This is a genomic window from Paenibacillus sp. FSL R5-0914 (assembly GCF_038004525.1).
In the GTDB taxonomy this organism is placed as follows: domain Bacteria; phylum Bacillota; class Bacilli; order Paenibacillales; family Paenibacillaceae; genus Paenibacillus_AQ.
The window spans coordinates 182,354-207,711 of the sequence record NZ_JBBORH010000003.1; the positions used below are offsets into that span (position 1 = coordinate 182,354).

At 44.2% G+C, this 25,358-nt stretch carries 16 protein-coding genes; 11 read left to right on the top strand and 5 right to left on the bottom strand.

Features of this window, described 5'->3' with window-relative positions; translation table 11 throughout:
• Nucleotides 1-24 precede the first annotated feature (24 nt).
• The 3 genes from MKX60_RS24145 (at nucleotide 25) to modB (ending at nucleotide 2,714) form a co-directional block, all read left to right on the top strand.
• Nucleotides 25-990 carry a helix-turn-helix transcriptional regulator gene (locus MKX60_RS24145; protein WP_042185208.1) on the top strand — a complete coding sequence of 322 codons (966 nt, stop codon included), beginning with the start codon at nucleotides 25-27 and terminating at the stop codon, nucleotides 988-990.
• A gap of 237 nt (nucleotides 991-1,227) precedes the next feature.
• Nucleotides 1,228-2,016: a molybdate ABC transporter substrate-binding protein gene (gene modA / locus MKX60_RS24150; protein WP_341061230.1), complete on the top strand. Its 789-nt coding sequence runs from the start codon at nucleotides 1,228-1,230 to the stop codon at nucleotides 2,014-2,016.
• Nucleotides 2,017-2,051: 35 nt separating this feature from the next.
• Nucleotides 2,052-2,714, top strand: coding sequence for a molybdate ABC transporter permease subunit (gene modB / locus MKX60_RS24155; RefSeq protein WP_042185211.1), 663 nt, complete (start codon nucleotides 2,052-2,054; stop codon nucleotides 2,712-2,714).
• Nucleotides 2,715-2,887: 173 nt separating this feature from the next.
• Here the strand turns inward: modB and MKX60_RS24160 are convergent, their stop codons facing one another.
• Together MKX60_RS24160 and MKX60_RS24165 are read right to left on the bottom strand one after the other, a co-directional pair.
• A complete protein-coding gene (locus MKX60_RS24160) occupies nucleotides 2,888-3,859 on the bottom strand; it encodes a helix-turn-helix transcriptional regulator (RefSeq protein ID WP_341061231.1) in 972 nt (323 codons plus the stop codon).
• Nucleotides 3,860-3,925: 66 nt separating this feature from the next.
• Nucleotides 3,926-4,561 (bottom strand): polysaccharide deacetylase family protein, encoded by a 636-nt coding sequence (locus MKX60_RS24165; RefSeq protein ID WP_231573388.1) that lies wholly within the window; start codon nucleotides 4,559-4,561, stop codon nucleotides 3,926-3,928.
• Nucleotides 4,562-5,116: 555 nt separating this feature from the next.
• Here MKX60_RS24165 and MKX60_RS24170 point away from each other — a divergent pair.
• Nucleotides 5,117-6,526 (top strand): deoxyguanosinetriphosphate triphosphohydrolase family protein, encoded by a 1,410-nt coding sequence (locus MKX60_RS24170; RefSeq protein ID WP_341061232.1) that lies wholly within the window; start codon nucleotides 5,117-5,119, stop codon nucleotides 6,524-6,526.
• A gap of 317 nt (nucleotides 6,527-6,843) precedes the next feature.
• Nucleotides 6,844-11,640: a glycosyl hydrolase gene (locus tag MKX60_RS24175; RefSeq protein ID WP_341061233.1), complete on the top strand. Its 4,797-nt coding sequence runs from the start codon at nucleotides 6,844-6,846 to the stop codon at nucleotides 11,638-11,640.
• A gap of 85 nt (nucleotides 11,641-11,725) precedes the next feature.
• On the opposite strand, the gene MKX60_RS24180 is transcribed toward MKX60_RS24175, so the two are convergent.
• Both MKX60_RS24180 and MKX60_RS24185 read right to left on the bottom strand, forming a co-directional pair.
• Nucleotides 11,726-12,130, bottom strand: coding sequence for a GrpB family protein (locus MKX60_RS24180; protein ID WP_341061713.1), 405 nt, complete (start codon nucleotides 12,128-12,130; stop codon nucleotides 11,726-11,728).
• A gap of 79 nt (nucleotides 12,131-12,209) precedes the next feature.
• Nucleotides 12,210-13,166, bottom strand: a complete 957-nt coding sequence (locus MKX60_RS24185; RefSeq protein WP_341061234.1) for a D-2-hydroxyacid dehydrogenase — start codon at nucleotides 13,164-13,166, stop codon at nucleotides 12,210-12,212.
• A gap of 88 nt (nucleotides 13,167-13,254) precedes the next feature.
• On the opposite strand from MKX60_RS24185, the gene thpR reads away from it, so the two are divergent.
• The 3 genes from thpR (at nucleotide 13,255) to MKX60_RS24200 (ending at nucleotide 15,583) form a co-directional block, all read left to right on the top strand.
• The gene (gene thpR, locus MKX60_RS24190; RefSeq protein ID WP_076283913.1) at nucleotides 13,255-13,857 is read left to right on the top strand and encodes an RNA 2',3'-cyclic phosphodiesterase; all 603 of its coding nucleotides are present in this window, start codon (nucleotides 13,255-13,257) and stop codon (nucleotides 13,855-13,857) included.
• 77 nt (nucleotides 13,858-13,934) lie between these two features.
• Complete coding sequence (locus MKX60_RS24195; protein WP_076283914.1) at nucleotides 13,935-14,825, top strand: cell wall hydrolase; 891 nt, start codon at nucleotides 13,935-13,937, stop codon at nucleotides 14,823-14,825.
• Between the two features lie 74 nt (nucleotides 14,826-14,899).
• Complete coding sequence (locus tag MKX60_RS24200) at nucleotides 14,900-15,583, top strand: metal-dependent hydrolase (RefSeq protein WP_042185230.1); 684 nt, start codon at nucleotides 14,900-14,902, stop codon at nucleotides 15,581-15,583.
• Between the two features lie 69 nt (nucleotides 15,584-15,652).
• Here MKX60_RS24200 and MKX60_RS24205 read toward each other — a convergent pair whose 3' ends face one another.
• Nucleotides 15,653-16,840, bottom strand: a complete 1,188-nt coding sequence (locus MKX60_RS24205) for an MGDG synthase family glycosyltransferase (RefSeq protein ID WP_076299152.1) — start codon at nucleotides 16,838-16,840, stop codon at nucleotides 15,653-15,655.
• A gap of 267 nt (nucleotides 16,841-17,107) precedes the next feature.
• Here MKX60_RS24205 and MKX60_RS24210 point away from each other — a divergent pair, with 267 nt between their 5' ends.
• The 3 genes from MKX60_RS24210 to gltB all read left to right on the top strand — a co-directional run bounded on the left by MKX60_RS24210 (nucleotide 17,108) and on the right by gltB (nucleotide 25,200).
• Entirely contained in the window at nucleotides 17,108-17,683 is a 576-nt protein-coding gene (locus MKX60_RS24210) for a TetR/AcrR family transcriptional regulator (RefSeq protein WP_179085738.1), read from the top strand.
• A 203-nt stretch (nucleotides 17,684-17,886) separates the two neighbouring features.
• Nucleotides 17,887-20,241, top strand: a complete 2,355-nt coding sequence (locus MKX60_RS24215) for a YhgE/Pip domain-containing protein (RefSeq protein ID WP_042185237.1) — start codon at nucleotides 17,887-17,889, stop codon at nucleotides 20,239-20,241.
• A 363-nt stretch (nucleotides 20,242-20,604) separates the two neighbouring features.
• Nucleotides 20,605-25,200 (top strand): glutamate synthase large subunit, encoded by a 4,596-nt coding sequence (gene gltB, locus MKX60_RS24220; RefSeq protein ID WP_341061236.1) that lies wholly within the window; start codon nucleotides 20,605-20,607, stop codon nucleotides 25,198-25,200.
• Nucleotides 25,201-25,358 lie beyond the last annotated feature (158 nt).

Here is a 25,358-nt window from a genome sequence, read left to right on the forward strand (position 1 = left end):
ACCATAAATCAAGGGGAACTGAATATGACAGACCGATTAATCCGACTGATGCGCATTATTACACTTGTTCAAGCCAAGCCAGGGATATTAGCCCGCGAATTGGCGGAACGCTGCGGCAACAGCGAGAGAACGATTTACCGGGATATGGACGCGCTTAGCGCCATGCATATTCCCATAACCCACCTGGGGCATGGAAAAGGTTATGCTTTTATTGGGAATTTTGCACTCTATCCCTTGGATTGGTCGGAAGAAGAAGCAAACGCATTTTCGCAATTACGCTATATTATGGAAGATATAAAACCAGCATTACCCATAGATTTTGAAAGCGCGTATGAAAAAGTAGTCGCAGCTGAATATAAACGTAAGGCGGAGAGAGAAGAAACAATAGAACGTGCAAGAAGAGAAGTAGGGGTGGGGTGGGCAGAAAGAAGCAGTTCGCATATGGAACAACACTCATTTCTTACTCCGATCCTGGAGGCTTTATTAAAGCAAAAGAGTATTCAAGCGAATTATAGTGAGAATGCATTAGAAGAGAAAGGGATCACCATTGATCCTTATTGTCTTGTCCCGCTGGAAAGTCGTTTTCATCTCATTGGATTTTGTCATCGTCAGGGTGTTATTCGTACATATCATATCAACGATTTTTCTAATGTGAAGCCATTAAATCGTTTTTTTTCGAAGGAAGCGTTTGATGTGCAAGCCTTTATGAAGCAGAAATGGTCACTCGATAGGGATAGTTTACAGGTAGAATTCAAAGTGAAATTCTCGGAACGGGTAATGGAAGGAATTAAGAAGGACGAATTGCCTTTTAAGCCAAGTAAAGTGGATCGTCAATCTAGATGTTTTCACTTTAAGGTTGCCGTGGAACAAGATATAGGATTTGTCCGCTGGATTAAGAGATTCGAAGAGGAAGCGGAAATCATTGAACCGTACTATTATCGTGAAGTAATCAGGCAGCAGTTGGAAAAATGGAGTTCGCACTATAAATAGTGATACGCTCATTTGACCTTCGTTCAATTCGAAAGATGGGGTGCTTGAGCAACCATTTAAATGGTTGCCGGAGGCATCCTTTTTTTGCGAGTAAGTCCAAGATACTCATTTCTAACTATCTAATTATAACAATATATAACTAAACATATCCAAACACAACTCAATCTATAGAAAATCGAAAAAACGTATGCTAGAATAGCATCTACATATATACATGTGAAAATGGGAGGAATGGAAATGTTTAAGAAATGGTCAGTCAGGATCTTTGTTGTATTAGCAATTTTTTTGGTTGTGAATTTATCTGCGGGCGCAGGGTTGGAGGTAGAGGCAGCCGCCAAGAAGACAGAGATTATAGTATCCGCTGCAGCCAGCTTGCAAGATAGCTTAGATAAAATGGCGCTTCTCTATGAGAAGAAGCATCCCGATATTGATTTGGTCTTTAATTATGCTGCATCTGGCACATTACAGAAGCAGATTGAGCAGGGTGCTCCGGCGGATCTGTTCTTCTCTGCAGGGGATAAACAGATGAATGAGTTAGTGGATGCTGGACTGATCTCTGACCATAAGGTTCTGCTTAAGAATCAGTTGGTTCTAGTCGTACCTTCGAATTCAAAAGCTTCATTAAATACAATCACTCAACTTACGGATAAATCCTTTAAGAAGGTAGCGGTAGGGCAGCCTGAATCTGTGCCCGCTGGCCAATATGCTCAGCAATCGTTAACTGCGAAGAAGGTATGGGATACGCTGCAAAACAAACTTGTATTTGCGAAGGATGTACGTCAGGTTCTGTCTTACGTCGAAACGGGGAATGTCGATGCAGGCTTTGTATATAAGACAGATGCATTGACTTCAAAAAAGACGAAGATCGCCCTTACTGTAGGCCCGCATGTTCACAAAGCCATAAATTATCCGGCGGGTATCGTGAAGGATTCGAAGAATCAGAAGGAAGCTAAAGAATTTTACAATTATCTTCAAAGCAAAGAGGCTAGTGATATTTTTGCAAGCTATGGCTTCTTGCTTCCTTAAATAAGAAATCATGAGTAGAAGCGGGGTGAATAAGGATGGAAATAAATTGGACTGATTTCTTCGCCCCGGTATGGCTTTCCGTTAAAATTTCTGTAATTACCAGCATCATTGTATTTATTCTTGCAACGGCCGCGGCCAAGGCTATGGCGGGTCGGAAATTTCCTGGTTATAGCTTGGTTGAGACTGTAATGCTTCTTCCTCTCGTATTGCCGCCGACAGTTGTCGGATTTGTATTATTGGTCGTCTTAGGTCGTCGCAGCTGGATTGGCAGATGGTATGAACAAATGACGGAGCATACGATCCTTTTTACATGGGGGGCTGCGGTTATCGCCGCGGTTGTCGTAGCTTTTCCTCTCGTTTACCGTACGGTGAAGGCGGGCTTTGAAGGCGTGGAAGCGGATCTTGAGGATGCGGCGCGTGCGCAGGGAGCGAGTGAACTGCAGGTACTGCGTTATGTCACATTGCCCCTTGCAGGTCGGTCACTCGCTGCTGGGTATGTTCTAGGTTTTGCCCGCGGTTTAGGAGAATTTGGCGCAACGATCATGGTAGCTGGAAATATTCCTGGACGCACGCAGACTGTACCTACAGCGATCTATGTCGCGGTGGATGGCGGCAACATGACTCTTGCTTGGATGTGGGTGTGCTCCATTATTGTTATGTCTGCTGTGATGTTGATGTTTGTGAACCGACGTACTTAATTATGCTCGAGTGAGATCGCTCCGCTGACTTCAGTGGGAATGTCGATTGGAAATTTTGATAAATTTAAAAAAACCTAGCCCATCCAGGAGTAACCTGGGATGGACTAGGTTTTTTTCTTTAGAAACGCACCGTTAAAACAAAACCCCTTTAATAAGAAACAAGCCTGTGACTATCAAGTCTCGTAAATAATCGTCCCGGTTTTCGTGAGATCATATCCGTGAATGGACCCAAGCTCACTTTGAAAGGCTGGCGAGCGTAAAATATCAATCACGGTGGCGATCCATTGCTCATGCTCCGGTTTCTTAAGCATCACTAGATCGTAAGACTCCTGAATCAAGGGAATGAAATCAATGCCATCGACAATCTTAGCAGCTTTCTCGGTACCGATGGCCACATCAGCTTCCCCTCGTGCCACTTTACCGGCGACCGCTAAATGGCTATTCTCCACCTGCTCATATCCAGATAGGCTTGCAGCAGGAATGCCGTGCAATCGGAGTTGCTCATCCAATAACACACGTGCACCAGCGCCACGTTCTCTATTAATCAGTGTAAGTCCAACCTGTTGCAGATGAGACCATTCATGAAGACCTCTAGGATTTCCCTTTTGAACATACAATCCTGCACTTCGGGTCAACAGACGGACTACAACATAAGAGAAGCCTACAAGGATTTTACGAATATAGGGAAGGTTATATTCTCCAGTATCCCCATCGAGCAGATGCGTACTGACGATGTCCGATTCGCCCTGATACATGGCTATCAGACTATCTAGACTGCCAGCGTAAGAACGAAGAGGACGCTCAGTGGGCAGGCAACGCTCCAAATAGGTGGCTAGAATATCGAGTGACATATCCTGACCCGTAATCACGAGGCTGTGTCCTGTAGCTTTACTATTAAATTGGCCAGAATGTGTGGCAACTTGTGTTAGATTTGCTCCAGTAAAAGTCAGCGGCGATGTCGATTGGGTCATGCCACTTCGAGCATTCTGTTTGTAGGCTTCTAAATCGGATTGATCCACACGCATCTGTTTTCCTACACGGTAGGAGGGAAGCTCCCCTTTTTTAATCAGATCATATACTTTTAATTTCGAGATCTTCAGTAAACGGGCAATTTCCTCAGTCGTATAGGATGTGTTATCAGACATGACAAAAGCCTCCAGAACTTCATAATAGGACAAGACTACCTTATTTTGAAGTCCTGTGCAATTAGGCTATTGTGCTTTACCTGCCTGCTGTGTATTGGATAATTTGATTAATTCTGAAACGGTGACAAATCGAAAACCTTGCTTTTCTAATTCCGGCAAAATAATTTTGAGCGCTTCTCTGGTTTGAGATTGTCCATGCACATGATCATGAAACAGGACGATATCACCATTATGTGCATTTCGAATAACCTTGTTCGCGATACTCTGCACGCCAGGGCGATTCCAGTCACGTGTATCTTGATGCCAGGACCATAAAATAGGCTTTAGGCCCATATTGTTTGAAGTATCAACTAGTGTCTCGTCATACATGCCACCCGGGGGTCTGAACAAAGCACTATGCTTTCCAGAAACCTTTATGATTTCTTCTTCGGTTAAATTAAGCTCCCGCTCAAACTGGGCTTTATTAATAGGTTTTCTAAAATAGACGTGATTGTAGGTATGGTTAGCTAATTCATGTCCTTCGGAAATGACTCGTTTCGCCACATCTGGATACGCTGCAATTCTTTTTCCTATGGCAAAGAAGGTGCATTTCGCATGATATTGACTCAATACCTTTAATATTTGATCGGTTTCAGAAGGGTCAGGACCGTCATCAAACGTTAATGCAATCACTTTTTGGTTAGTATGTACTTCCCAAATCATGTCTCCTCTTTTTTCGTAGTAGTCGCGGTTCTTGCTCGGGCTACCTAGAGCGGAGTTCGTGAAGCATAACAAGAGAGAGAGGGTAGTCATCATAATTTTGCCGCTAGTTTTCATGAATTCACCTGTTTTTTTTATTTTAGAATGCTCCTTTGAAGGGTCAAAATATTCATAGTTTTAGTTTTGTAAAAAATGATCAGTCTTTTTCCTGCGAGTTTGAGTCAGTACAACTGGCAGTGGTTATAGTGATGAATGTTAAGATTAATGAATGTTAAGATTAATGAATGTATCCATTTTCAGAAGCCGAAGAAGCAACGGATAGCATTAAGCAAGTTGATAGAAGTGCTACGGACAATTTCTTCATTATCATTTAGTAGATTCCTCCTAGATGTTTTTTCCCTACGAAGATTAATATCTCCATTTCAATTGCTTTTAGATTGGTGGATTGCTTCCATTGCAGTTTGGGATTGGGATAACGTTGTATTTTGATGTGAAAATTGTTATGAAAATGCCTTATAATGAAGTTCAATATATAGACATTTGGTTAGGGGTGGGAATATGACACTTATTGAAAAAAGAGAACACCGGCAATATCCGGAAATTACCCGCCTAGAAACGTCGAGAGCTGCTTATGAGCGTGATTATTCACGCTTGATTCATTCGCCTACTTTTCGTAGGCTGCAAGGCAAATCTCAAGTGTTCGGGGCTGGCACGGGTGATTATTACCGGACGCGTCTAACTCATTCACTTGAAGTCGCTCAGATTGCACGTGAGGCAGCGAAAAGTCTGCTTAGATCTTATCCAGAGGTGGAGACAAGTAAAGCTGAGAACCCAGGACTTGTAATAGATCCAGAGGTTGTGGAATGCGCGGCCATTGCTCATGATTTTGGTCATCCTCCTTTCGGGCATAAAGGGGAAGAGGTACTGGATAACATTCTGGACCAGCTTATTGAAAAGAAGACGAATGAGACTGCCCTGCAATCTGGAGCAACGGGTGCAGATAGGCTGCTCATTCATGAGCAGATGAAGCAGCGCTATGAGCATTTTGAAGGCAATGCTCATAATTATCGGCTGATTATGTTTCTGGAGAAGCGTGAGAACATTGATGGACTAAATCTGTCGGATGCAGTGCTTCTCGGAATAAATAAATATCCGTTTCCCGGTACCTCACTTAAGAAGGGAATGTACCTTCACGAATGGGCATATATTTCGGAGATTCGCAAAGAGTGGGGAATACCAGCAGGTAAGAAAACGTTGGAAGCTCAGCTGATGGACCTTTGCGACGATATCGCTTATTCTGCACATGATTTGGAGGATGGAATTAAGGCTGGAAAGATTGAAGTGCATGAACACTTTATGCATGATTCTTATATTCAGCGGCTGATCGTAGAGAAAATTACAACGTTAGAGGATTTCTTCTGGAAGGGTTGGGAGGAGGAAGGTATCCGTGCTAAGGTCGAAGAGGTGCTTAGTTCATTTCTTCGAGTATGGATGGAAAAGATGCCAACCTGCGAGAACGACTATTCCAGAACTCGGCGTGAAGTTAAGGCTTATTGGGTTAGCACCTTTGTCGCAAGTCTTGGGGTGATTCCTGATGGAGACTGGAAGAAGGTCACCTTTATAAAGGAAGGAAAAGAAGATGAGGATATGCTACGGACCGTAAGTGTGCTGAAAAGCTTCGCTTGGGTCACGATGATTCGTGATTTACGAGTACAGCGGCTTCAGAAACGTAGTGAATGGATTCTGCGCCGTCTATGGGGAGCTTTTCTTGATCCGCAGACATCCAAAGCCATTATTCCATCGGACTGGCTGCAACGCTTTGAGAAGGATCAGAAACAAGCGAATCCTATTTGGACGTGGGAACATATGGTGATTGATTATATCGCAGGGATGACGGATGCCTTTGCTGAGAAAATATACAATGAGCTATACGGGTTGAAAGTCGGATCGATTTATGACTTGGATTAGATAAAAGAGAAGATTAAGTTAAGGCCAGCCTCCAATCCATTGGAGACTGGCCTTTTGTTTGTTTTTTATAGAACGGGGAATATTTTGTTAGTATTTCGTTATTATTTATTCGACTATATTTAGGCTTGTTAACCCTGATATTCAGTGTTTTTATAACAAAATAGCTATTTATAAAAATAAGTTATTGTTTGTATGCCACTTTAGTGCTAATATAATAACTAAATTGTTTTTGGTAATAAATGGGGAGGTTGATAAAGAAGTCGAATCTTCTGCTTGAGTAATAATGAAAACCTTTACAAAACGGGAGGGTAAAACGAATGAAGAGGTTCAAAAAAAGCTTTGCTCTATTTCTTACAGCAGTAATGCTCGTTACAATGGCTGTGCCTGCGCTAGCTAACGGAAAAACAAATGAAAACCTCAAGGCGCACTGGGCTGGAGAAAGTGTAGAGAAGTGGCAGGGTAATGGTGTTATTCAAGGTTATCCGGACGGCTCTTTTAAGCCAGATCATAAAGTAACGCGTGCTGAGCTTGTAAGTGTTATTAATAAGCTATTTGGATTTAGCACTCTTTCGGAAATGTCGTTCTCGGATGTACCTGCTAAAGCTTGGTATGCAAGCGCTTTATCTATAGCGAAGCAAGCTGGCTATTACAAAGGTTTTCCTGATAATAAAGCGAAAGCGGATACTGAAGTAACTCGTCAAGATGCTGCAACATTAATTGCTTCTGTTTTTTCACTGGAGCCAGGCACTAAAGCGAGTGCCTTTACAGACCAAGCATCCATCAGCGCTTACGCTAAAGAGGCTACCCTAGCATTGAGTGGAATTCTATCCGGCTATCCAGATGGTACATTTCGTCCGAACGAACCAATTACAAGGGCAGAGGTAGTCACTATCGTTGACAGATTGGTTAGCGGCTACTACAACACAGCCGGTACATTCACTGGGGGAGATATCCATGGGAATATTGTCATTAACCAAAGTGGGGTTGAACTAAAGAATGTAGCTGCATCAGGTAACCTTTATCTTACCTCCGGTATTGGTGATGGTGAGGGTGTCTTAGAGAATGTAACAGTACAAGGTAATGTACTTATATCTGGTGGTGGCGAGCATTCGATTCATTTAAAAAATTCTAAATTGGCTGTTGTAAAAGTGAATCGTCCTGAAGGAAAAGTTCGGGTCGTTATAGAGGATCGTACGGTCATCACTCAACTGACTATTGATAGTGCTTCTATTATAGAAGTAGGCTCAGGTTCTACAATTGATCAGCTTGTGATTGGTAACGGTGCAACGGGAACGTTGATTACAACAAAAGGTACCATTAGCAAGCTTGTAGTAAGTGCTTCCTCTGTAGTCTTAAATGGAGTGACTATAGTAGAAGGAACATACACTGTGAAGGATGGAGTTCTTGTAGGACAGGGAACAAGCACACCGGCCCCTGGGGGCTCAGGTGGAACTAGTGTAGAGCCTACAGCAACGCCAGTACCGACGGCTACTCCGGAACCTACAGCAACGGCTGCTCCAACGGTAACACCAGAAGCTGGGGTTCATATCGTTGACGTAGATGCATCGACTGCTACCAAATCATTATTTGCTTATCTGGATAGCATGAGCGGTAAACAAGTTATGTTCGGTCATCAGCATGATACTACCGTCTCTTTTGCCGGAAAGGATAAGAACGGAAATGTTATTTCTGACGTATACAGCTCCACCGGTGATTATCCTGGGGTTTTTGGTTGGGACACCCTTAGTTTAGATGGATATGAGAATCCTCCTGGAGTTAGCGGAGATTATGAAGCGAGTAGATTAGGATTATCTGCTGCAATGAAGCAGGCTCATGATTTGGGTGGTATTGTAACGCTAAGTACACATCCGTACAATTTTGTTACGGGTGGAAGCTTTAACGATACAGGGAATTCCAAAGGAGCAACGCGCTCGGTAGTATCACGTATTTTGCCGGGCGGAGATAAGAATGGAGAGTTTAATAAATATCTGGATCGCATCTCTGATTTTGCGAACAATCTTAAGGATGACGATGGCAACCTGATTCCAGTTCTGTTTCGTCCTTTCCACGAACAAAATGGAGGTTGGTTCTGGTGGGGTGCGGCTACAACGACAAAGAGTGAATATGCGGAACTGTACAGATATACAGTTGAATACCTACGTGATGTTAAAGGCGTTCATAACTTCCTTTATGTATTCTCACCAAACGGATCTTTTAATGGAAATGAAAGTGAATATTTAACGACTTATCCAGGTGATCAATTTGTTGATATTCTTGGAATGGATCAGTATGACAACAAGGAGAATGCGGGTTCGGAGGCTTTCCTCAATGGTCTTGTTAAAGACCTTAAGATGATTTCTCAGCTTGCTCAAGACAAAGGTAAGATTGTTACCCTATCTGAGTATGGTTATAGTGCTGCTGGTATGAAAACAACAGGCAATAATGAGCTGGAATGGTTCACTAAAGTATTGAATGCGATCAAGGCTGACCCTGATGCGGCAAAAATATCTTATATGCTGACTTGGGCGAACTTTGGTGAAGGTAATAATCTGTATGTTCCTTATAAGAATGTTCCTAACAAAGCAGATCATGAGTTGCTTCCTGATTTTGTGAATTTCTATAAAGATGATTTCACGGCTTTTGCGAGCGATGTGAAAGATGATAATAAGTACAATCTCGAGGTTGAAGTGGCAGGAAAGAAACCTTTCCTCCACATCGTAACTCCAAATAATATCAGTACAATAACAGATGCCGTAACCGTCATTAGGGCCAAGGTATTAAATGCAGTGCCTAGCAAAGTGACTTATACTGTGGGTGATTCTGGAGTAGAGGTGGAAATGACGCTCGGTGCGGACGGTTACTATAGCGCTTCATGGCAGCCAGACGCTAGTCTGAATGGCAGTTCAGCAGAGATTACAGTGAGGGCATATGGAACTGGAGATGCTACACTTACACAGACTAATTCTGTATTCTTAAAAATAAATGAAGCGCCAATAAAGGTACTTACTTTTGATACTGACAAGGATTTGGAGCAAATCCAAAACAATGGTACTTGGTCAGGGCTCGCCAATAACGCAGAGACGATCAAGACGGTCTTGCAGCATGCGTCACTAGATGCTAACGGTAAGCTTGTTATTAACATTACTGAAGGGCTGTCTGCTGAGGATACTTGGCAGGAACTGAAGCTGCAATTGAATGATCTTGCATTGGATGGAGTGGATCTGTCTCAAGTTACACGTGTGAAGTTCTCCGTGTTAATTCCGGAGGCTGCTCAGAATGAGGCTAACAATGCTGCGGTACGCAGTGTCATTCAGTTGCCACCAGATTGGGATACAAAGTATGGCATGGACTCATCCTATAAATCTTTGTCCGATCTTGAGAAAGTTAACGTGGGTGGATCACAATATTATAAATTTGATATTTCGATTGATCTGGATAATGCTACTAAATCAGCCGAAGCCACTGGTCTAGCGATATCTCTGGTTGGCAGTGGTTTGGAAGTGGAAGGTGAATTGCCAATCTATGTAGATAATATCGGTCTTTATAATACGTATACTGCACCTGTTGCTGACAAAGCACTGGTAGATAATTTTGAATCTTATGGCTCAAGCGATGAAGCACTGGTGGCCAAATATCCTAAGGCTGGCGGAGATGATGTGAGCGTATCTTTAAGCTCCGAACATAAGGCATCCGGGGATTACGGAATGAAACTGCACTATACGATTAATAATGCAGGTTATACCGGAGTAGGTAAAAGTCTGGGTTCGATGGACTGGTCCGACTATAATGCACTCAGTATGTGGGTAGCTTCCGATGGAGACAACGCTTACGCTGAGAAAGGTGAGCCGCTTAAGCTAGTGGTGCAGCTTGTCATTGATGGAGGATATTTCGAAGCCTATCCGGTCATTAATCCAGACAAGAACGGTAAAATAGTATTAAGTTTGAAGAATTTGACGGAGATGAGCTGGGGAAAAGCCGGAGAACTTACACAGGAAAGATTGAAGCAAGTTCAGAGCTTTAATTTGTATGTGAATGCGATGGACGGACAGAGCCACGAAGGTTCGCTCTACTTTGACGATATTCAAGCGGTCTATGACGGGACACTTCCGGATATGTCGGAAGAAGGAAATGGAGGTTCGCAGGGACATGCGCCTGGCGTGTTATACGCCTTCGCTACAGAAGCTGATATTGCAGGATGGGCTACAACAAACGGTTCGTCTGCCAACGCTCAACCTCCAGTATTTGATGCCAATGAAGAAGCGGCAAGTGTACAATTTGATTTGATTAATACTGGCAATGATACAAATGGCAGCTCCAAAGAATCCTTTGAACTTGCTATTAATCCTGAGAAACTGAATATTACAGGGCTGGATACGATCAGTGCTAAGGTTAAGCTCTCGAGTGGTGCAGCTAAAGCGCGTCTATTCATCAAGACAGGTGCGGACTGGAAATGGAGCGACAGCGGTGATCCTGTGCCTGTAGATTCTAAGGGTTATACGACCTTATCTATTTCACTGCCTACTGCAGCAGCAGGGGTGGGCGTAGATTTGGCTGCTGTAAAGACGATTGGGATTAAAATTGAGGATGTTTCCAATGATGGAGGAACTGCGAAGCTTTATTTGAAGGAAGTATCTCTGGAGAAAGCTGTCCCGGATGTTCACTATGGCTTCGAGACGGGGAATGACGGTTGGTCTATCAATTCTGGTACAGCCACAGTATCTTCTGATGTATATGCTGAAGGTAATCAATCTTTGAAGCTTGATTTCGCATGGAATGGAGAGGATAAAGATCCTTTTATAGCAGCATCAAAAGTAGCTGCACTTGACCTGAGCTCATTCTCCAAGCTTACTGCTAAAGTTAGAATCGTCTCTGACCAGCCTGATGTTCAAGCGAAGCTGTTTCTTCAATTAGGTGGCTATGCAGTATGGGTAGATTCGGGTGCGAAGATAGCTGCTCAGGATGGATTCACGGAGTTCACGATTGATCTCAGCAACAATTCCATTCTATCGCCTGAGAATTTGAAGAAAGTAGATGCCATTGGCATTCAGTTTGTTACACCTTCTACGGCTGGAACCGCTACAGCTTATATTGACGAGATCATAGCTTCTAATTAAGCGCGCTGCGATCCAGGTGTGAAATAAGGGTCCCTGCATGTCCATTAGGATTGCCTAATAGATATGCAGGGACTATTTTGTATGATCAGTTTATAGTTAAAGTTGAATAGTATTCAAGCGCTGTTCTTTCTAGTTCGGTGACAAATGCTTCTTTCCCATCCATATAAGCTTCAATGTCCTTCGGAAATTGATTCGCAAGATCCTCTTTTAGATTACCGTATTGTTCTGCTGCCTCGCCACTCATACCGAACTCGCCCATACATTCGTAACCGAGCTCTGTCATTTGCGCGTTGAAGTCATCAATGACTTCGATATTTCGTACAACAGGCATCATATCAATGATTGGTTTAGCTTTTAGCCCAGGAACAGAAGTGCTCCCAATATGGTGAACATCAATAAGTGCATCAGCGAAGATCTCTTTAATCTTACGAGATCCTTCTTGGAAGATAAGATTCCATTCCTCATTGTATTGTGTGACAGTAACATCTATTTCGCTAACCTCTCTTTATGCTTGATTCCTGGATTTTTTTTATTATAGAACAAGTGTTCTTAATAATCAAATACTAAATTTAATATTGGCGGGCATAATCAACGAGATTTAGGGATGGAGTGCCAGTAGATAAATAGGAATTTATATTTTCGGTAAAAATATTTACGATTCGATTAGCGTATTGATCGGTTATGCCAGCAGAATGAGGAGTGATGACTACCTGCTCCATAGTCCAAAGTGGATGATCCTGCGGGAGGGGTTCGGTTTCGAATACATCCAATCCCGCACCACGAAGCTGACCGCGATTCAGTGCATGGATTAGAGCCTCAGTATCAGTAGTCGCTCCACGTCCAACGTTAATGTAATAAGAGCCTTGTTTAAAGGCAGAGAAGATAGCAGTATTAAATAATTGCTTAGTTTCATCGGTGATAGGGAGTATATTGATGATGAAGTCGCCTTGGCTCACAGCTTCTGGCAGATGGTCAGTGGTATATACTTGATCAAAATCAGCGAGTGGCTTGCCTGAGCGACTTACTCCGATCGTCTTCATCCGGAAAGCTTTAGCGATTCTGGCAGTTTCGCTGCCGATGGCTCCAGTTCCAACAATAACGGCTGTCTTTCCGAACAATTCACTCTCACTTCCGTCAGAATTCCAGTAGCGGTTCATCTGATTGCGAACAGCTGTATGCAAATTACGTGTGAAGAGAAGCATGAAGCCAAAGATTACCGCAGAAATAGGCTCGGCATGCACTCCGCTCCCACTAGTCAATAGGATTCCACGTTTCTTAAAACGCTCTAACGGGAGCTTCTCAATTCCAGCAGACCAGGATTGGACCCAGCGAAGGGGCGAATCTGGACGAAGAAGCGTATCGGCGATGCCTTTAGCCCAGCCGATTACGATTTCAGCATCAGCTAGCAGCTGTAAATCCGGATTTTTGCCGTCTCCTTGTATGAATGTATAACCGGGGGCTGCTGCTTTGATCCTTTCTTGTTGCTCGGCTGTAAGTGGTTGTAAACATACTATGGACTTAGTCATGATGTATTCCTCCTGCTCTAAGGTTTGATGAAAATGGATAATGTTATAGGATAAGGATACCAAATCTATAGGAGAAGGTGAAATTGATATGGATGCTAACGTGTCGGATAAAGATTCAGAACGATTATTTATTGCTGTGAAATTACCCTCAGAACTTGGGCAAGTTGTGGCGGAAGAGTGCTCTAACCTATCTCAAAAGTTTCATTTTGCAAAATGGACTCATCCAGAGGATTATCATATTACCCTGCAATTTTTAGGAGACACCCCAAAGACGAAAATCCCGGATTTAATCATGTCGTTGAAGCAGATGTCAGAGCAATGCCGCCCCTTCAAACTATCCTTAGACAAATGGAATACATTTGGTCTGCCAAAGGCTCCAAAAGTTTTATGGGTAGGGGTTTCTGGCGAACTAGAAGAGCTGAATTTACTGGCTGCGAGAGTACACACTGCTACACTTCCTTTAGGTTTTTCGGCCGAATCCAGGGAGTACAAACCACATCTCACAGTGGCTCGAAAGTACCTTGGAAAAATTTCATTTGATGATAAATTGCTGGAAAATTTACTGAAATTGGATGATGAAAAAAGATCAAAAATCTTTCATAGAGACTGGACGATTGATAGTTTTGTGTTGTATGCTACCAGAATGTATGCCATTCCTATGTATGAAATGATTGAAAATATTACATTTTAAAATTGGTATTTAAGTTTTCAAAGCTTCCGTTTTCGGTTACATACAATAGGAATGTGCCGTGAAATAGGAGGAATATCATGTTAATCTTTAAACAAAACCGCTGTATCGCGTTGCTTGTTGGCGTTATACTAGTGTGTTTCTCTGCCATAAGCTTAATGCAGCCTAATCAGGTTGCCGAGGGGAAAATAGATAATCTGCAGATGGATAAGCTGCAATCCACCAGCCGAGCATCGGTAATTAATTATTTGCAAGAAGAATCAAAATCTAGTAAGACGAGGGGCACTACAAAAGTTTCACAAACGAATAAGCTTTACAGCACAGTTAACCTGTTCAGTTCCACTTGGAAACCAGAGCAGAGTGTAGAATGGCTTAGTAAGAATAAAATAAAGCCACAAAATACATCGCAGGCTTCCATAGTTCGGGTAAAGGCTGATGTAGCACAATCTAATTCAGCTGCGCAGAAAGCGACAGCGAAAAAGAGCGCTCAGACTGTAGTTAAGACAGTCTCGGCATCTCAGAAAAATCCCCTCACAACATTATACTTCTCTCGGACCGAGCTATTAAGCCAGGAGCAGCAAAGTAAAGCAACCCGGCGCTACGCAGTATCCGAAGAAGAACTGCTTCTGCTACAAAAAATTGTAATGGCAGAGGCGGAAGGTGAACCGTACCAGGGCAAGGTGGCAGTTGCCAACGTTGTTCTGAATAGGCTACGGTCAGCCAATTTCCCCGACACGATATATAAGGTCATTTATCAAAAGCATCAATTCAGTCCTGTAGCTAACGGGCGTCTTAAACGTGTCAAGCCTAATGATGATAGTATTAAAGCGGTGAACGCGGCGCTCTCTGGGGTGAAGGAAGTTCCCGATAGTACTTATTTTTTCCTATCGCTTAAGCTTGCGCAGGATCTTACCGTACATCATTCGCAGGAGTATGTGAAGACCATTGGTAATCATACGTTTTATAAATAATTGACCTTATCTGTGAACCTCAGCTATTTATAGGGTAAACTAGACTATATAACCCTGGAGGTGGAAGAATTGTCATGAAGATCACTTATTACGGACACTCAGCGCTGCTGGTAGAAACAGAGCAAGCGAAAGTTATTATTGACCCTTTTTTGTCAGGAAATCCGAACTCCGGTATTTCACCTGATGACATTACTGTAGATGCTGTCCTGCTGACTCACGGTCACTCGGATCATTTAGGTGATGCTGTGCAAATTGCCAAACAGAATGATTGTCCGATCTTTGCAGTTTTTGAGCTTGCAGAATACTGCCGAATGAAGGGTGCCAAGGTTAAACATATGAATATAGGCGGCAGTCATATTTATGATGCCATTACCGTTAAATATACTCAGGCGTTTCATTCCTCATCGATTCAGGAAGGCGACGTTTGGATTTATGCTGGACAACCCGCAGGTATTTTATTGACGATTGAGGGGAAGACGTTATTCCATGCAGGTGATACCGCACTATTCAGCGATCTGCGTCTGATTGGTGAAAGAACTGCGATTGATTTGGCGGCTCTGCCAATTGGCGATATGCTGACCATGGGACCGGATGATGCGCTCCTTGCTGCGCGCTGGCTTCAAGCGGACAAGGTCATACCACTTCATTACAATACATTTCCGGATATTGCTCAGGATGCTATGGATTTCTGTGATCGTCTGCGACAAGAGGGGATAGAGGGATTCCCGCTTAAAGCTGGTGAAAGTATAGAAATTTAATAAATCCTGATTACATGTCTATACAAAAAAAGCAGATAGCCGGGAATTTCCCTGGCTACCTGCTTTTCTTTATGGTGTAATGCACACAGGCTCTTCGCCTCGGGCTTGAGATCTTGCTCCTCTGATATCAGCTGTTTTGTCTGCGGGGTTGCCTAACATCTGCAGAACGGTAGTCGCGCAACTTTGCGGTTGATGTTTATCAGGGGCTAGACGGCGTTTACGCTGCTCTTCGAGAACAGAATACTCACGAAGCATCATAGAGAACCATTTGTTCACTACCTCACAGTCAAGTACCTCTGCTAGTCCTAGCTCTACGAAATATTGGCAGTTTTTCTCTTCCTGACCTGGAATAGCTTTATAGAAGAGCATTGGAATTCCCTTAGCCTGACCTTCGGTACAGGTCATACCGCCAGGCTTTGTGATTAGAAGGTCGGAAGCATCCATCAGTTTATTGATTTCACTGGTGTATCCAAGAATCCTGACGTTAGGATGATTAAGCCTTGGATTGGACTTCATTTTGGCTATAAGCTTCTCGTTACTGCCCATACAGAAGATGAGTTGGATGTTATCCATTCTGGCTGTGAGTGAATTCATAATCTCTTTGCCGAACATCAGTCCCCAGCCTCCACCCATTATGAGAACAGTAGGGATATCGGCTAGACCTAGTTCCTTGCGGAGCAGCGTCTTGTTGGATCGTTCCCAGAACTTCGGATGCACAGGAATGCCTGTGACCGTTACAAGCTCAGGAGCAATCCCTCGGCCTGTTAGAATTGATTTGACGCGTGGGGTAGAGACGAGATATCGATTGACCTCGGAATTTACCCAGCTACCATGTGCATCATAATCTGTAATTAACGTATACAGCGGAACCTCCAATCCACGACGCTTTAGTCTGGAAATGACAGCGGCCGGAATGGGGTGTGTGCAAATAATCAAATCAGGCTTTAGCTGTTCGATCACTTGAGAGGCATGTGTATAAAAAATCCGGTGAAGTGCCATCTTAGTCAACGGGTTCAATGATTTATGATATTGTGTCTTATACATCATGCCGACCAGCTTAGGCTGGCTGCTAACTGTTTTTCGGTAAGCGGAAAGAATCCATGGGGCGACCATCGGGTTAAGAAATTTACCTAGCTCGATGACTCGGCACTGGACATCCGGATTCAGCAGCTTTATTCCTTCGGCCAGAGCATAGGCTGCTCCTGTGTGGCCCGTACCGAAGCCTTCCGAAAACAGCAGTACTCTTTTCTTTCGCATAAGTTCACCTGCTACTTTCCTTTTCAATAGAAATGCGGAATTTCTTCTTAAATAGATGAGGGAAAACTGTTCTCTACTCACATTATACAAATAAGACGTAAATAGAAAGTTAAAACCCTGCAATAAATAAAAAAATAAAAGATTTTCTAAAGTATTGCAAACTGCAAAGCTACATGTTAAAGTAATGAATGACCAATTGACCGGATTAGTAAAGTGGTCAGATAGTCAGCGGTAATGATATTTTCTGGAGAAAGGAAGTGGGCACAGGTGGCAGTGGTGGATCGAAGACAGCAGGTGCTTCAGGCCGCAGCAAAATCATTTTCATTATTCGGATATAAGGCGACTACCATGGATCAGGTTGCTAAGATCGCAAATGTCGGGAAAGGAACCATCTACACCTTTTTTACAAACAAAGAGCAATTGTTTGATGAGATCCTGCGCGATATGATGGTAGAAATGAAGATGATTGCTGATCGCGAGATCAGGCGAGACAGACCTTTCTTTGATAACCTGCATCGTGTGCTGGATGCCCTGCTGGAATTTCGAAGTGAGCAGGAGCTATTCATCAAGCTTTCCCAGGAGAGTCGCGAATTCGGAACGCCGCAGGCAGGAGAAGGGCTCGAGAAGATCGAGAACTTAGTTTTAGAATATTTAGAACGGGAGGTGCAACAAGCCCTTGAAAAGGGAGAAATCAAACCTTGCGATCCTAAAATCGTATCTGTAGTCATGTTCAGGCTATATATTGTATTGACTGCTGAACTGAATAAAACACATACTCCCTTGGACAAGGAACAGATCAAGATGTACTTTCATTTGTTTCTCGCCGAAGGACTGGCACAGTAAGCGTTGATTCAGGATAGGGATGGCGTGATTAGATTGCTTTCCCTTAACAATTTCCAAGCTGTTTTAGGCATTGAAGAAGAGCCGAAAGGCGTTTTTTTATCCCCTAAATTGACCGAATGGGGAAAACGGTCACCTAGTGTTACGTAATATTTCGCAAACAAAGCATTTTAAAGAGAGCATAAGCTCATAAGGAGAGAACCAGAATGAAATCATTATCCGTATTTACCAAGGATCTTGGCGCAGCACTGAGAAATCCAAAGGTGCTGATTCCGATGATTGCCATCCTATTTATTCCGGTGATGTATAGCGGATTCTTCCTAAAGGCATTCTGGGATCCGTATGGCAAGATGAATGAGTTACCGGTTGCTGTGGTCAACCAAGACGTCGGTGCTAATTATGAAGGAAAACAACTTCAGGCCGGAGATGATCTGGTTGAGGAGCTTAAGGTAACCGATGGCTTTCAATGGAACTTTGTTTCACTAGAAGAAGCGCAAGCAGGAATGAAGGACAATACCTATTATATGGCGATTATTGTTCCAGAAGACTTCTCTGCTAAAGCAACAACGCTTTTGGATGATGAACCACAACCGGCAAAAATTATTTATGAGCCAAATGAAGGCTACAACTTCCTGGCCGGACAGATCGGTGGAACGGCTGTATCAGAAATTAAATCTAAAGTATCCGCTAAGGTAACAGAGGCTTATGTGGAGTCTGTATTCAATCAGATTACAGAAGTTTCTGATGGATTGGGCGAGGCGGGAGATGGAGCTTCCAAGATCGCAGATGGCGCTGGTAAGCTAGATGACGGAGCCTTGAAGCTGAAAGATAATCTTCTTGTACTGACAGATGGTACAGGTAAACTTCAAAATGGTGTAGAACCACTTACTAAAGGTGTGTCTGATTTAAATTCAGGTGCTACTGCAATTCAAACGGGTTCTAGCACTTTGGCAGGCGGTTTGCAACAATTGTCGGCTGCTCATACACAGCTTCAAGATGGCGTTGCACAAAGCGCTGCCGGCAGTAAACAGCTTAGTGACGGCTTGAAGCAAGCTGTAACAGGTGCCACACAGCTTCAAGCAGGTACGAAGTCTGCTGTAGATGGTACTACTAAATTACAAGCAGGAACACAATCTTTAGTTGACGGCAGCGCGAAGCTGGAAGCAGGTTTAACCTCTTCCGTGGATGGCAGCGCGAAGCTAGAGGCAGGCTTGCAGGCTTCCGCAGAAGGTAGCACAAAGGTTACTGAGGGCGCTAAAGCGGTCGCTCAAGGCTTGCAGCAATTGGCACAGGCTAGTCCTGAGTTGGCACAGAATCCGGCCGTACAGAAGCTCCTAGCAGCTAGTGCAGCTGTTGCACAAGGTAGTGAGCAACTGCAACAAAGTCAAGAGCAGCTGGCACAGGGTGCTACTGCACTCCACAGTGGGCAAGAGCAACTGGCACAAGGTGCAACTCAACTGCACTCAGGTTCACAGCAGGTAGCTGCTGGTGTAACTCAGTTGCATGATGGAGCGCAACAATTAAATGCTGGTAGCACACAGCTTTTGACAGGACAGCAAAAACTGGCACAAGGCGCATCTGCACTTGTAACAGGTGGCAATAAGCTGAATGCAGGGATGCAACAATTTGGTGCGAAGCTTAAAGAAGCTGCAGCTGGAGGCAGCAAGCTGGCTGAAGGCGGTAAAGCGCTTGGCGATGGTACCTCAAAACTGCTAAGTGGTGTAGGCGAACTAGGTTCCGGTATCAGTGCTGTAGCAGATGGTTCGAAAAAACTGGCTGACGGTGCAGGCGAGCTGAAAGATGGTATGGATGATCTGAAATCTGGATCAACAGAACTGGCAACTAAGCTTAGCGATGCTGCTGAAAAAACAGGCAGCGTGAATAAGTCAGATAAAATGATGGAAATGTTCGCACAACCGGTTGTGATTGAGGATCAAGTTGTAAATCATGTACCGAACTACGGCACAGGGTTTGCTCCTTACTTCTTATCTCTTGGTTTGTTCGTAGGTGCACTGATTTCTACAATTGTTATTCCAATGCGTGAATCAGCTGTAATAGGCGCAAGCCGTATGAATCGTTTTATCAGCCGTACGCTTACGTTCTCAATCATGAGCTTTATCCAGTCTATGCTGGCTGCTGTGGTTGTATTGTACGGACTTGGACTAGAAGTACAAAGTGTACCGCTATTCTTCCTATTTACATTCTTGACTAGTCTAGTTTACACATGGGTAGTTCAATCCATTGTTACTTGGTTGGATCAACCGGGACGTTTTGTTGTTATCGTTATTCTTATTTTCCAATTAACAACTAGTGCCGGAACATTCCCACTTGAATTGATCCCGAACTGGATGAAATTCTTTAACCCACTGCTTCCTATGACTTACACAGTTAGTGGTCTTAAATCAGTAATTTCTACAGGGGACTTCAGTGCAATGTGGAGTGACGTAGGTGTGCTTGCAATCTTCGGTCTTGGGTTCCTTGCTCTTACTTTCGCTTACTTCATGACCCGCAGTCGGGACAATGAAGCTGGAATGAACAGTGAACAAGCTATGACTGTATAATTTGAAAAAAAGTAATTAAAAAGCGTCTCCTCCGGGAGGCGCTTTTTTTTGAGTTTAAATCATAGAACCCTTTTTCTTGCAAACATTCAAGGGTGATGAAAATTCTTGAAACGCTTTCATTGCATAAGTTCTTATGCGTCATTTATGCATAATTATACATAGATGAGTTTTTTAAACTTTTGTCCACTAAAGCTGTGTCGCAAAAAGAAATGTTAATCAGCATCATAAAAAAGTTTAAATTGCGCTGTTGTCACCCCGGTGATAAAATAATAGCACTAATCTGGCTTGAATAATTATTAAAATTTTAATCTGAAAAATTTTCCAAAGATTACGCCATACTTTATAATAGAAAGGTTGCGTTCGATGAGACACACTGAACTGCCCGGAAAACAGGGCCTGTATGATCCCCAGTTCGAAAAAGATGCTTGCGGCATGGGATTTGTAGCCCATATTAAAGGCAAACCGTCCCATGATATTGTTAGTAACGCTTTAACAATGCTCTTTAATATGGAGCATCGTGGCGGACAAGGTAGCGAACCCAACTCTGGTGACGGAGCAGGTATCATGCTTCAAATTCCGCACCGTTTCTTTGCTAGTGAAGCCCAGAAGCTTGGCTTTGCTTTGCCGGAACAAGGCCATTATGGCGTAGGTATGATTTTTCTATCTCATAACGAGAAAGTTTGGGCTCAACATGAGGCTCTCTTAAGCAAAATTATTGCTGAAGAAGGTCAGGAAGTACTCGGCTATCGTGATGTACCTACCTATGATGAAATGCTTGGCAAAACTGCGAAGGCTGCAAAGCCTTTTGTGCGCCAAGTGTTTATCGGTCGCTCGGCCTCGGTTACGAACGAATTGTCTTTTGAGCGTAAGCTTTATGTCATCCGCAAACGTGCAGAGCTTGCGATTCGCTACGGTGGTGTAGAAGAGGCTGAAGCCTTCTATATCCCAAGCTTGTCATGTCGTAAGATCGTGTACAAAGGCATGCTGACTACAGAACAAGTCGGACAATTCTACCTGGATTTGCAGAACGAAGAGCTGGAATCAGCAATCGCGTTAGTTCACTCCCGTTTCAGTACGAATACCTTCCCAAGCTGGGAACGTGCGCATCCCTACCGCTTTATGATCCACAATGGTGAGATCAATACCTTGCGCGGAAATGTGAACTGGATGCATGCCCGCCAGTCGCTGTTCAAGAGTGAAGTGTTCGGCGAAGATCTGAGCAAGATCAAACCTGTTATAAACCCGGATGGATCGGACACAGCAATGTTCGATAATACCTTTGAGTTTCTTTATTTGAGCGGACGCTCCTTGACACAAGTAGCCATGATGATGGTTCCTGAACCATGGAGTAATCATGACAGTATGGACGCCGACAAGAAAGCTTTTTACGAATACCACAGCACTTTGATGGAGCCATGGGACGGACCTGCTGCAATGGGCTTTACAGATGGTGTGCAAATCGGCGCTATTCTGGACCGTAATGGCTTGCGACCTGCTCGTTATTATGTAACAAAGGACGACATGATTATTCTATCCTCCGAAGCGGGTGTACTGGACATTCCAGCAGAGGACATCTTATATAAAGACCGCCTGAAGCCTGGACGCATGCTGCTCGTGGATACGAAGGAAGGCCGTATTATCTCCGATGAGGAAGTCAAATCGGCTATCGCCACTGAGAAGCCTTACCGCCAGTGGCTGGATGAGCATTTGATTAGTCTCGAAGAGCTTCCAGATGCGCCTGAGCTACCAAATCCTAAGCATGACAATGTGCAGCAGCTGCAGCAAGCGTTCGGCTATACTTTTGAGGACTTGCGCAAGGTGCTTGAACCAATGGCATCTACTGGCGCTGAAGCTGTAGGTTCCATGGGTTATGATGCGCCGCTCGCTGTGCTTTCAGACCGTCCGCAGCGTCTATTTAATTATTTCAAACAAATGTTTGCTCAGGTAACGAATCCACCAATCGATGCTATTCGCGAAGAGCTGGTTACCTCTACTACGACTACAATTGGACCAGAGCGTAACTTGCTTAAACCAGAACCAGAAAGCTGTCGCCAAATCTCGCTGCACACACCGATTCTTTCGAATGAAGATTTTGCTAAAATTCGTCATGTTCGTCGTGCAGGCTTCAAGTCGATGTCTATTCCGATTCTTTTCCCGGCTGAGCTCGGAGCAGAAGGAATGCGTATCGCGCTTGACCGTATGAACGAGGCTGCTGATCGCGTTATGGCTAAAGGTCATAACATTCTGATTCTGACGGACCGCGGTGTGGACCGTGAGAATGCTGCGATTCCTGCTCTACTTGCGGTATCGAGCTTGCATCACCATCTGATCCGGCAAGGAACACGGACAAAAGTTAGTATTTTGCTTGAATCCGGTGAACCTCGTGAAGTCCATCATTATGCACTTCTGCTTGGTTATGGTGTGAGTGCAGTCAATCCGTATCTGGCCTTTGAAAGCTTGGATGATATGATCGGCCAAGGCTTACTGCGGGGAATCTCGCATGAGAAGGCTGTGAAGAACTATATTAAAGCTGCGACTAAGAGCGTAGTTAAGATTCTTTCCAAAATGGGGATTTCGACTATTCAATCCTACCGGGGCGCGCAGATCTTTGAAGCTGTGGGTCTGAACTCGGAATTCGTGGATCGTTACTTTACTTGGACACCTTCCCGCATTGGCGGTATTGGTCTGGAGGAAGTAGCAACCGAGGCACTTATCCATCATAACCGTGCTTTCACGGAAAAAGACGGAAATGATAAAGTGCTTGATTCCGGTGGTGATTATCAATGGCGAAACGATGGGGAAGATCATTTGTTCAACCCACAGACCATTCATCTGCTTCAGCACTCCGTGCGTAGTGGAGATTATAAGATGTACAAGAAATATGCTGCACTTGTTCAAGGTGAAAGTGAGAAGCATCTGACGATTCGTTCCTTATTACAGTTCAAGTCAGCTTATGAACCGATTCCATTAGAAGAAGTAGAGCCAGTGGAGTCCATTATGAAACGGTTCAAGACGGGTGCGATGTCCTTTGGTTCCATTAGTAAGGAAGCGCATGAGACCCTCGCTATTGCAATGAACCGGATCGGTGGTAAGAGTAATACTGGTGAGGGTGGAGAAGATCCAGCCCGCTATATCCCGGACAGCAACGGCGATTCCCGTCGCAGTGCGATTAAACAAGTAGCTTCCGGACGTTTTGGAGTTACATCTAACTACCTTGTTAACGCTGATGAGATCCAGATTAAGATGGCTCAGGGTGCTAAACCAGGGGAAGGCGGACAGCTTCCAGGACGTAAAGTTTATCCATGGGTGGCTGAAGTGCGCGGTTCAACAGCTGGTGTGGGCTTGATTTCACCTCCGCCGCATCATGATATTTATTCGATTGAGGATTTGGCAGAGCTGATCTACGATCTGAAGAATGCCAATCCACGTGCAAACATTAATGTTAAGCTCGTCTCTGAAGTCGGAGTAGGTACGATTGCTGCTGGCGTAGCCAAAGGGCGCGCTGATATTATCCTGGTAAGTGGCTATGACGGGGGGACAGGTGCATCTCCGATGAACTCCATTCGTCATGCAGGTCTTCCATGGGAACTTGGCTTGGCCGAAACGCATCAGACGTTGATGCTGAACAATCTGCGTGACCGCGTTGTACTGGAAACAGACGGAAAAATGCTTAGCGGACGCGATCTAGCCGTAGCTGTATTACTGGGTGCTGAAGAGTATGGTTTCGCTACTGCTCCGTTAGTGGCTGTGGGTTGTATCATGATGCGTGTCTGCCAAATGGATACTTGTCCGGTTGGTGTAGCGACACAAAATCCAGATCTTCGTAAGAACTTTACGGGTGATCCACAGCATGTAGTTAACTTTATGACCTTTGTGGCACAGGATTTACGCGAAATTATGGCGAGTCTTGGCTTCCGTACGATTCAAGAGATGGTTGGCCGTACAGATTGCTTAGACGCTGCTCAAGCTTCGCAGCATTGGAAGAAGAAGGGCGTAGATTTGAGTAGTCTGCTGCATGTACCGGAAATGCCAGAGGGAAGCACACGCTTCTGCAGTAAACGTCAGAATCATGGTCTGGAAGAGACGCTTGATGTCTCTAAACTGCTGGATCTGGCTGCACCTGCACTGGAATCTGGAACGGTTGTAGAAGCATCGTTACCGATTACGAACGTTAATCGTGCCGTTGGAACCATCCTTGGTAGCGAGCTGACACGTAAATACGGGGCAGCCGGCTTGCCTGATGATACAATTCGTCTTCATTTCACCGGTTCTGCTGGTCAAAGCTTGGGTGCATTCGTTCCTAAGGGGATCACACTTACGGTGGAAGGCGATTCCAATGACTACGTTGGTAAGGGACTGTCGGGTGGTAAGATTATTATCAAACCATCTCCAAAAGCTACCTTTGCAGCTGAGGACAATATCATTATCGGAAATACTGCATTCTACGGAGCAACAGCTGGAGAAGCTTATATCAACGGTATCGCCGGTGAACGCTTTGCCGTTCGTAATTCTGGAGCGAAGGTTGTTGTAGAAGGTGTGGGTGACCACGGTTGTGAATACATGACTGGAGGCCGTGTGGTTGTTCTTGGTGAAACAGGCCGTAACTTTGCGGCAGGGATGTCAGGTGGTATCGCTTATGTTTACGATCCAGAGAGATCCTTCATCGGCCGCTGCAATCTCGAGATGGTACTTCTCGAGAGAGTGGAAGAGCCAGAAGAGATCGAAGAGCTGCGCGAGCTGATTAGCCGTCATGTAGAGCTTACAGGCAGTAAGGCGGGAGCGCGGGTATTGGATCAGTGGGCAGATAGCTTGCCGAAGTTTGTTCGTGTCATTCCGAAGGATTACAAACGGATGATGGAGCAGATTCGCAAAGTGGAGCAAACCGGATTGACCGGCGAGGCTGCTTTGATGGCTGCATTTGAAGCGAATATGCGCGAGCTTGCACGTGTAGGTGGCTAAATACCTGCATTCTGAAAAAACAGGTAATATTGAATGAAGTGATATAAGGGACTTGGACTCTTTCGTTTGCGGGAGGCCAGGTCCCTTTTTGTTCAAATCGAATCCTCGGTCTAAACAACGTTAGACTGTTTCTTTTTTGTAATTTTCTGAAAAAAACG

What these genes read in the sequence shown, in the direction of transcription:
- MKX60_RS24145 (WP_042185208.1), top strand. Translation starts at nt 25, where the DNA reads ATGACAGACCGATTAATCCGACTGATGCGCATTATTACACTTGTTCAA.
- modA (WP_341061230.1), top strand. Translation starts at nt 1,228, where the DNA reads ATGTTTAAGAAATGGTCAGTCAGGATCTTTGTTGTATTAGCAATTTTT.
- modB (WP_042185211.1), top strand. Translation starts at nt 2,052, where the DNA reads ATGGAAATAAATTGGACTGATTTCTTCGCCCCGGTATGGCTTTCCGTT.
- MKX60_RS24160 (WP_341061231.1), bottom strand. Translation starts at nt 3,859, where the DNA reads ATGTCTGATAACACATCCTATACGACTGAGGAAATTGCCCGTTTACTG.
- MKX60_RS24165 (WP_231573388.1), bottom strand. Translation starts at nt 4,561, where the DNA reads ATGATTTGGGAAGTACATACTAACCAAAAAGTGATTGCATTAACGTTT.
- MKX60_RS24170 (WP_341061232.1), top strand. Translation starts at nt 5,117, where the DNA reads ATGACACTTATTGAAAAAAGAGAACACCGGCAATATCCGGAAATTACC.
- MKX60_RS24175 (WP_341061233.1), top strand. Translation starts at nt 6,844, where the DNA reads ATGAAGAGGTTCAAAAAAAGCTTTGCTCTATTTCTTACAGCAGTAATG.
- MKX60_RS24185 (WP_341061234.1), bottom strand. Translation starts at nt 13,166, where the DNA reads ATGACTAAGTCCATAGTATGTTTACAACCACTTACAGCCGAGCAACAA.
- thpR (WP_076283913.1), top strand. Translation starts at nt 13,255, where the DNA reads ATGGATGCTAACGTGTCGGATAAAGATTCAGAACGATTATTTATTGCT.
- MKX60_RS24195 (WP_076283914.1), top strand. Translation starts at nt 13,935, where the DNA reads ATGTTAATCTTTAAACAAAACCGCTGTATCGCGTTGCTTGTTGGCGTT.
- MKX60_RS24200 (WP_042185230.1), top strand. Translation starts at nt 14,900, where the DNA reads ATGAAGATCACTTATTACGGACACTCAGCGCTGCTGGTAGAAACAGAG.
- MKX60_RS24205 (WP_076299152.1), bottom strand. Translation starts at nt 16,840, where the DNA reads ATGCGAAAGAAAAGAGTACTGCTGTTTTCGGAAGGCTTCGGTACGGGC.
- MKX60_RS24215 (WP_042185237.1), top strand. Translation starts at nt 17,887, where the DNA reads ATGAAATCATTATCCGTATTTACCAAGGATCTTGGCGCAGCACTGAGA.
- gltB (WP_341061236.1), top strand. Translation starts at nt 20,605, where the DNA reads ATGAGACACACTGAACTGCCCGGAAAACAGGGCCTGTATGATCCCCAG.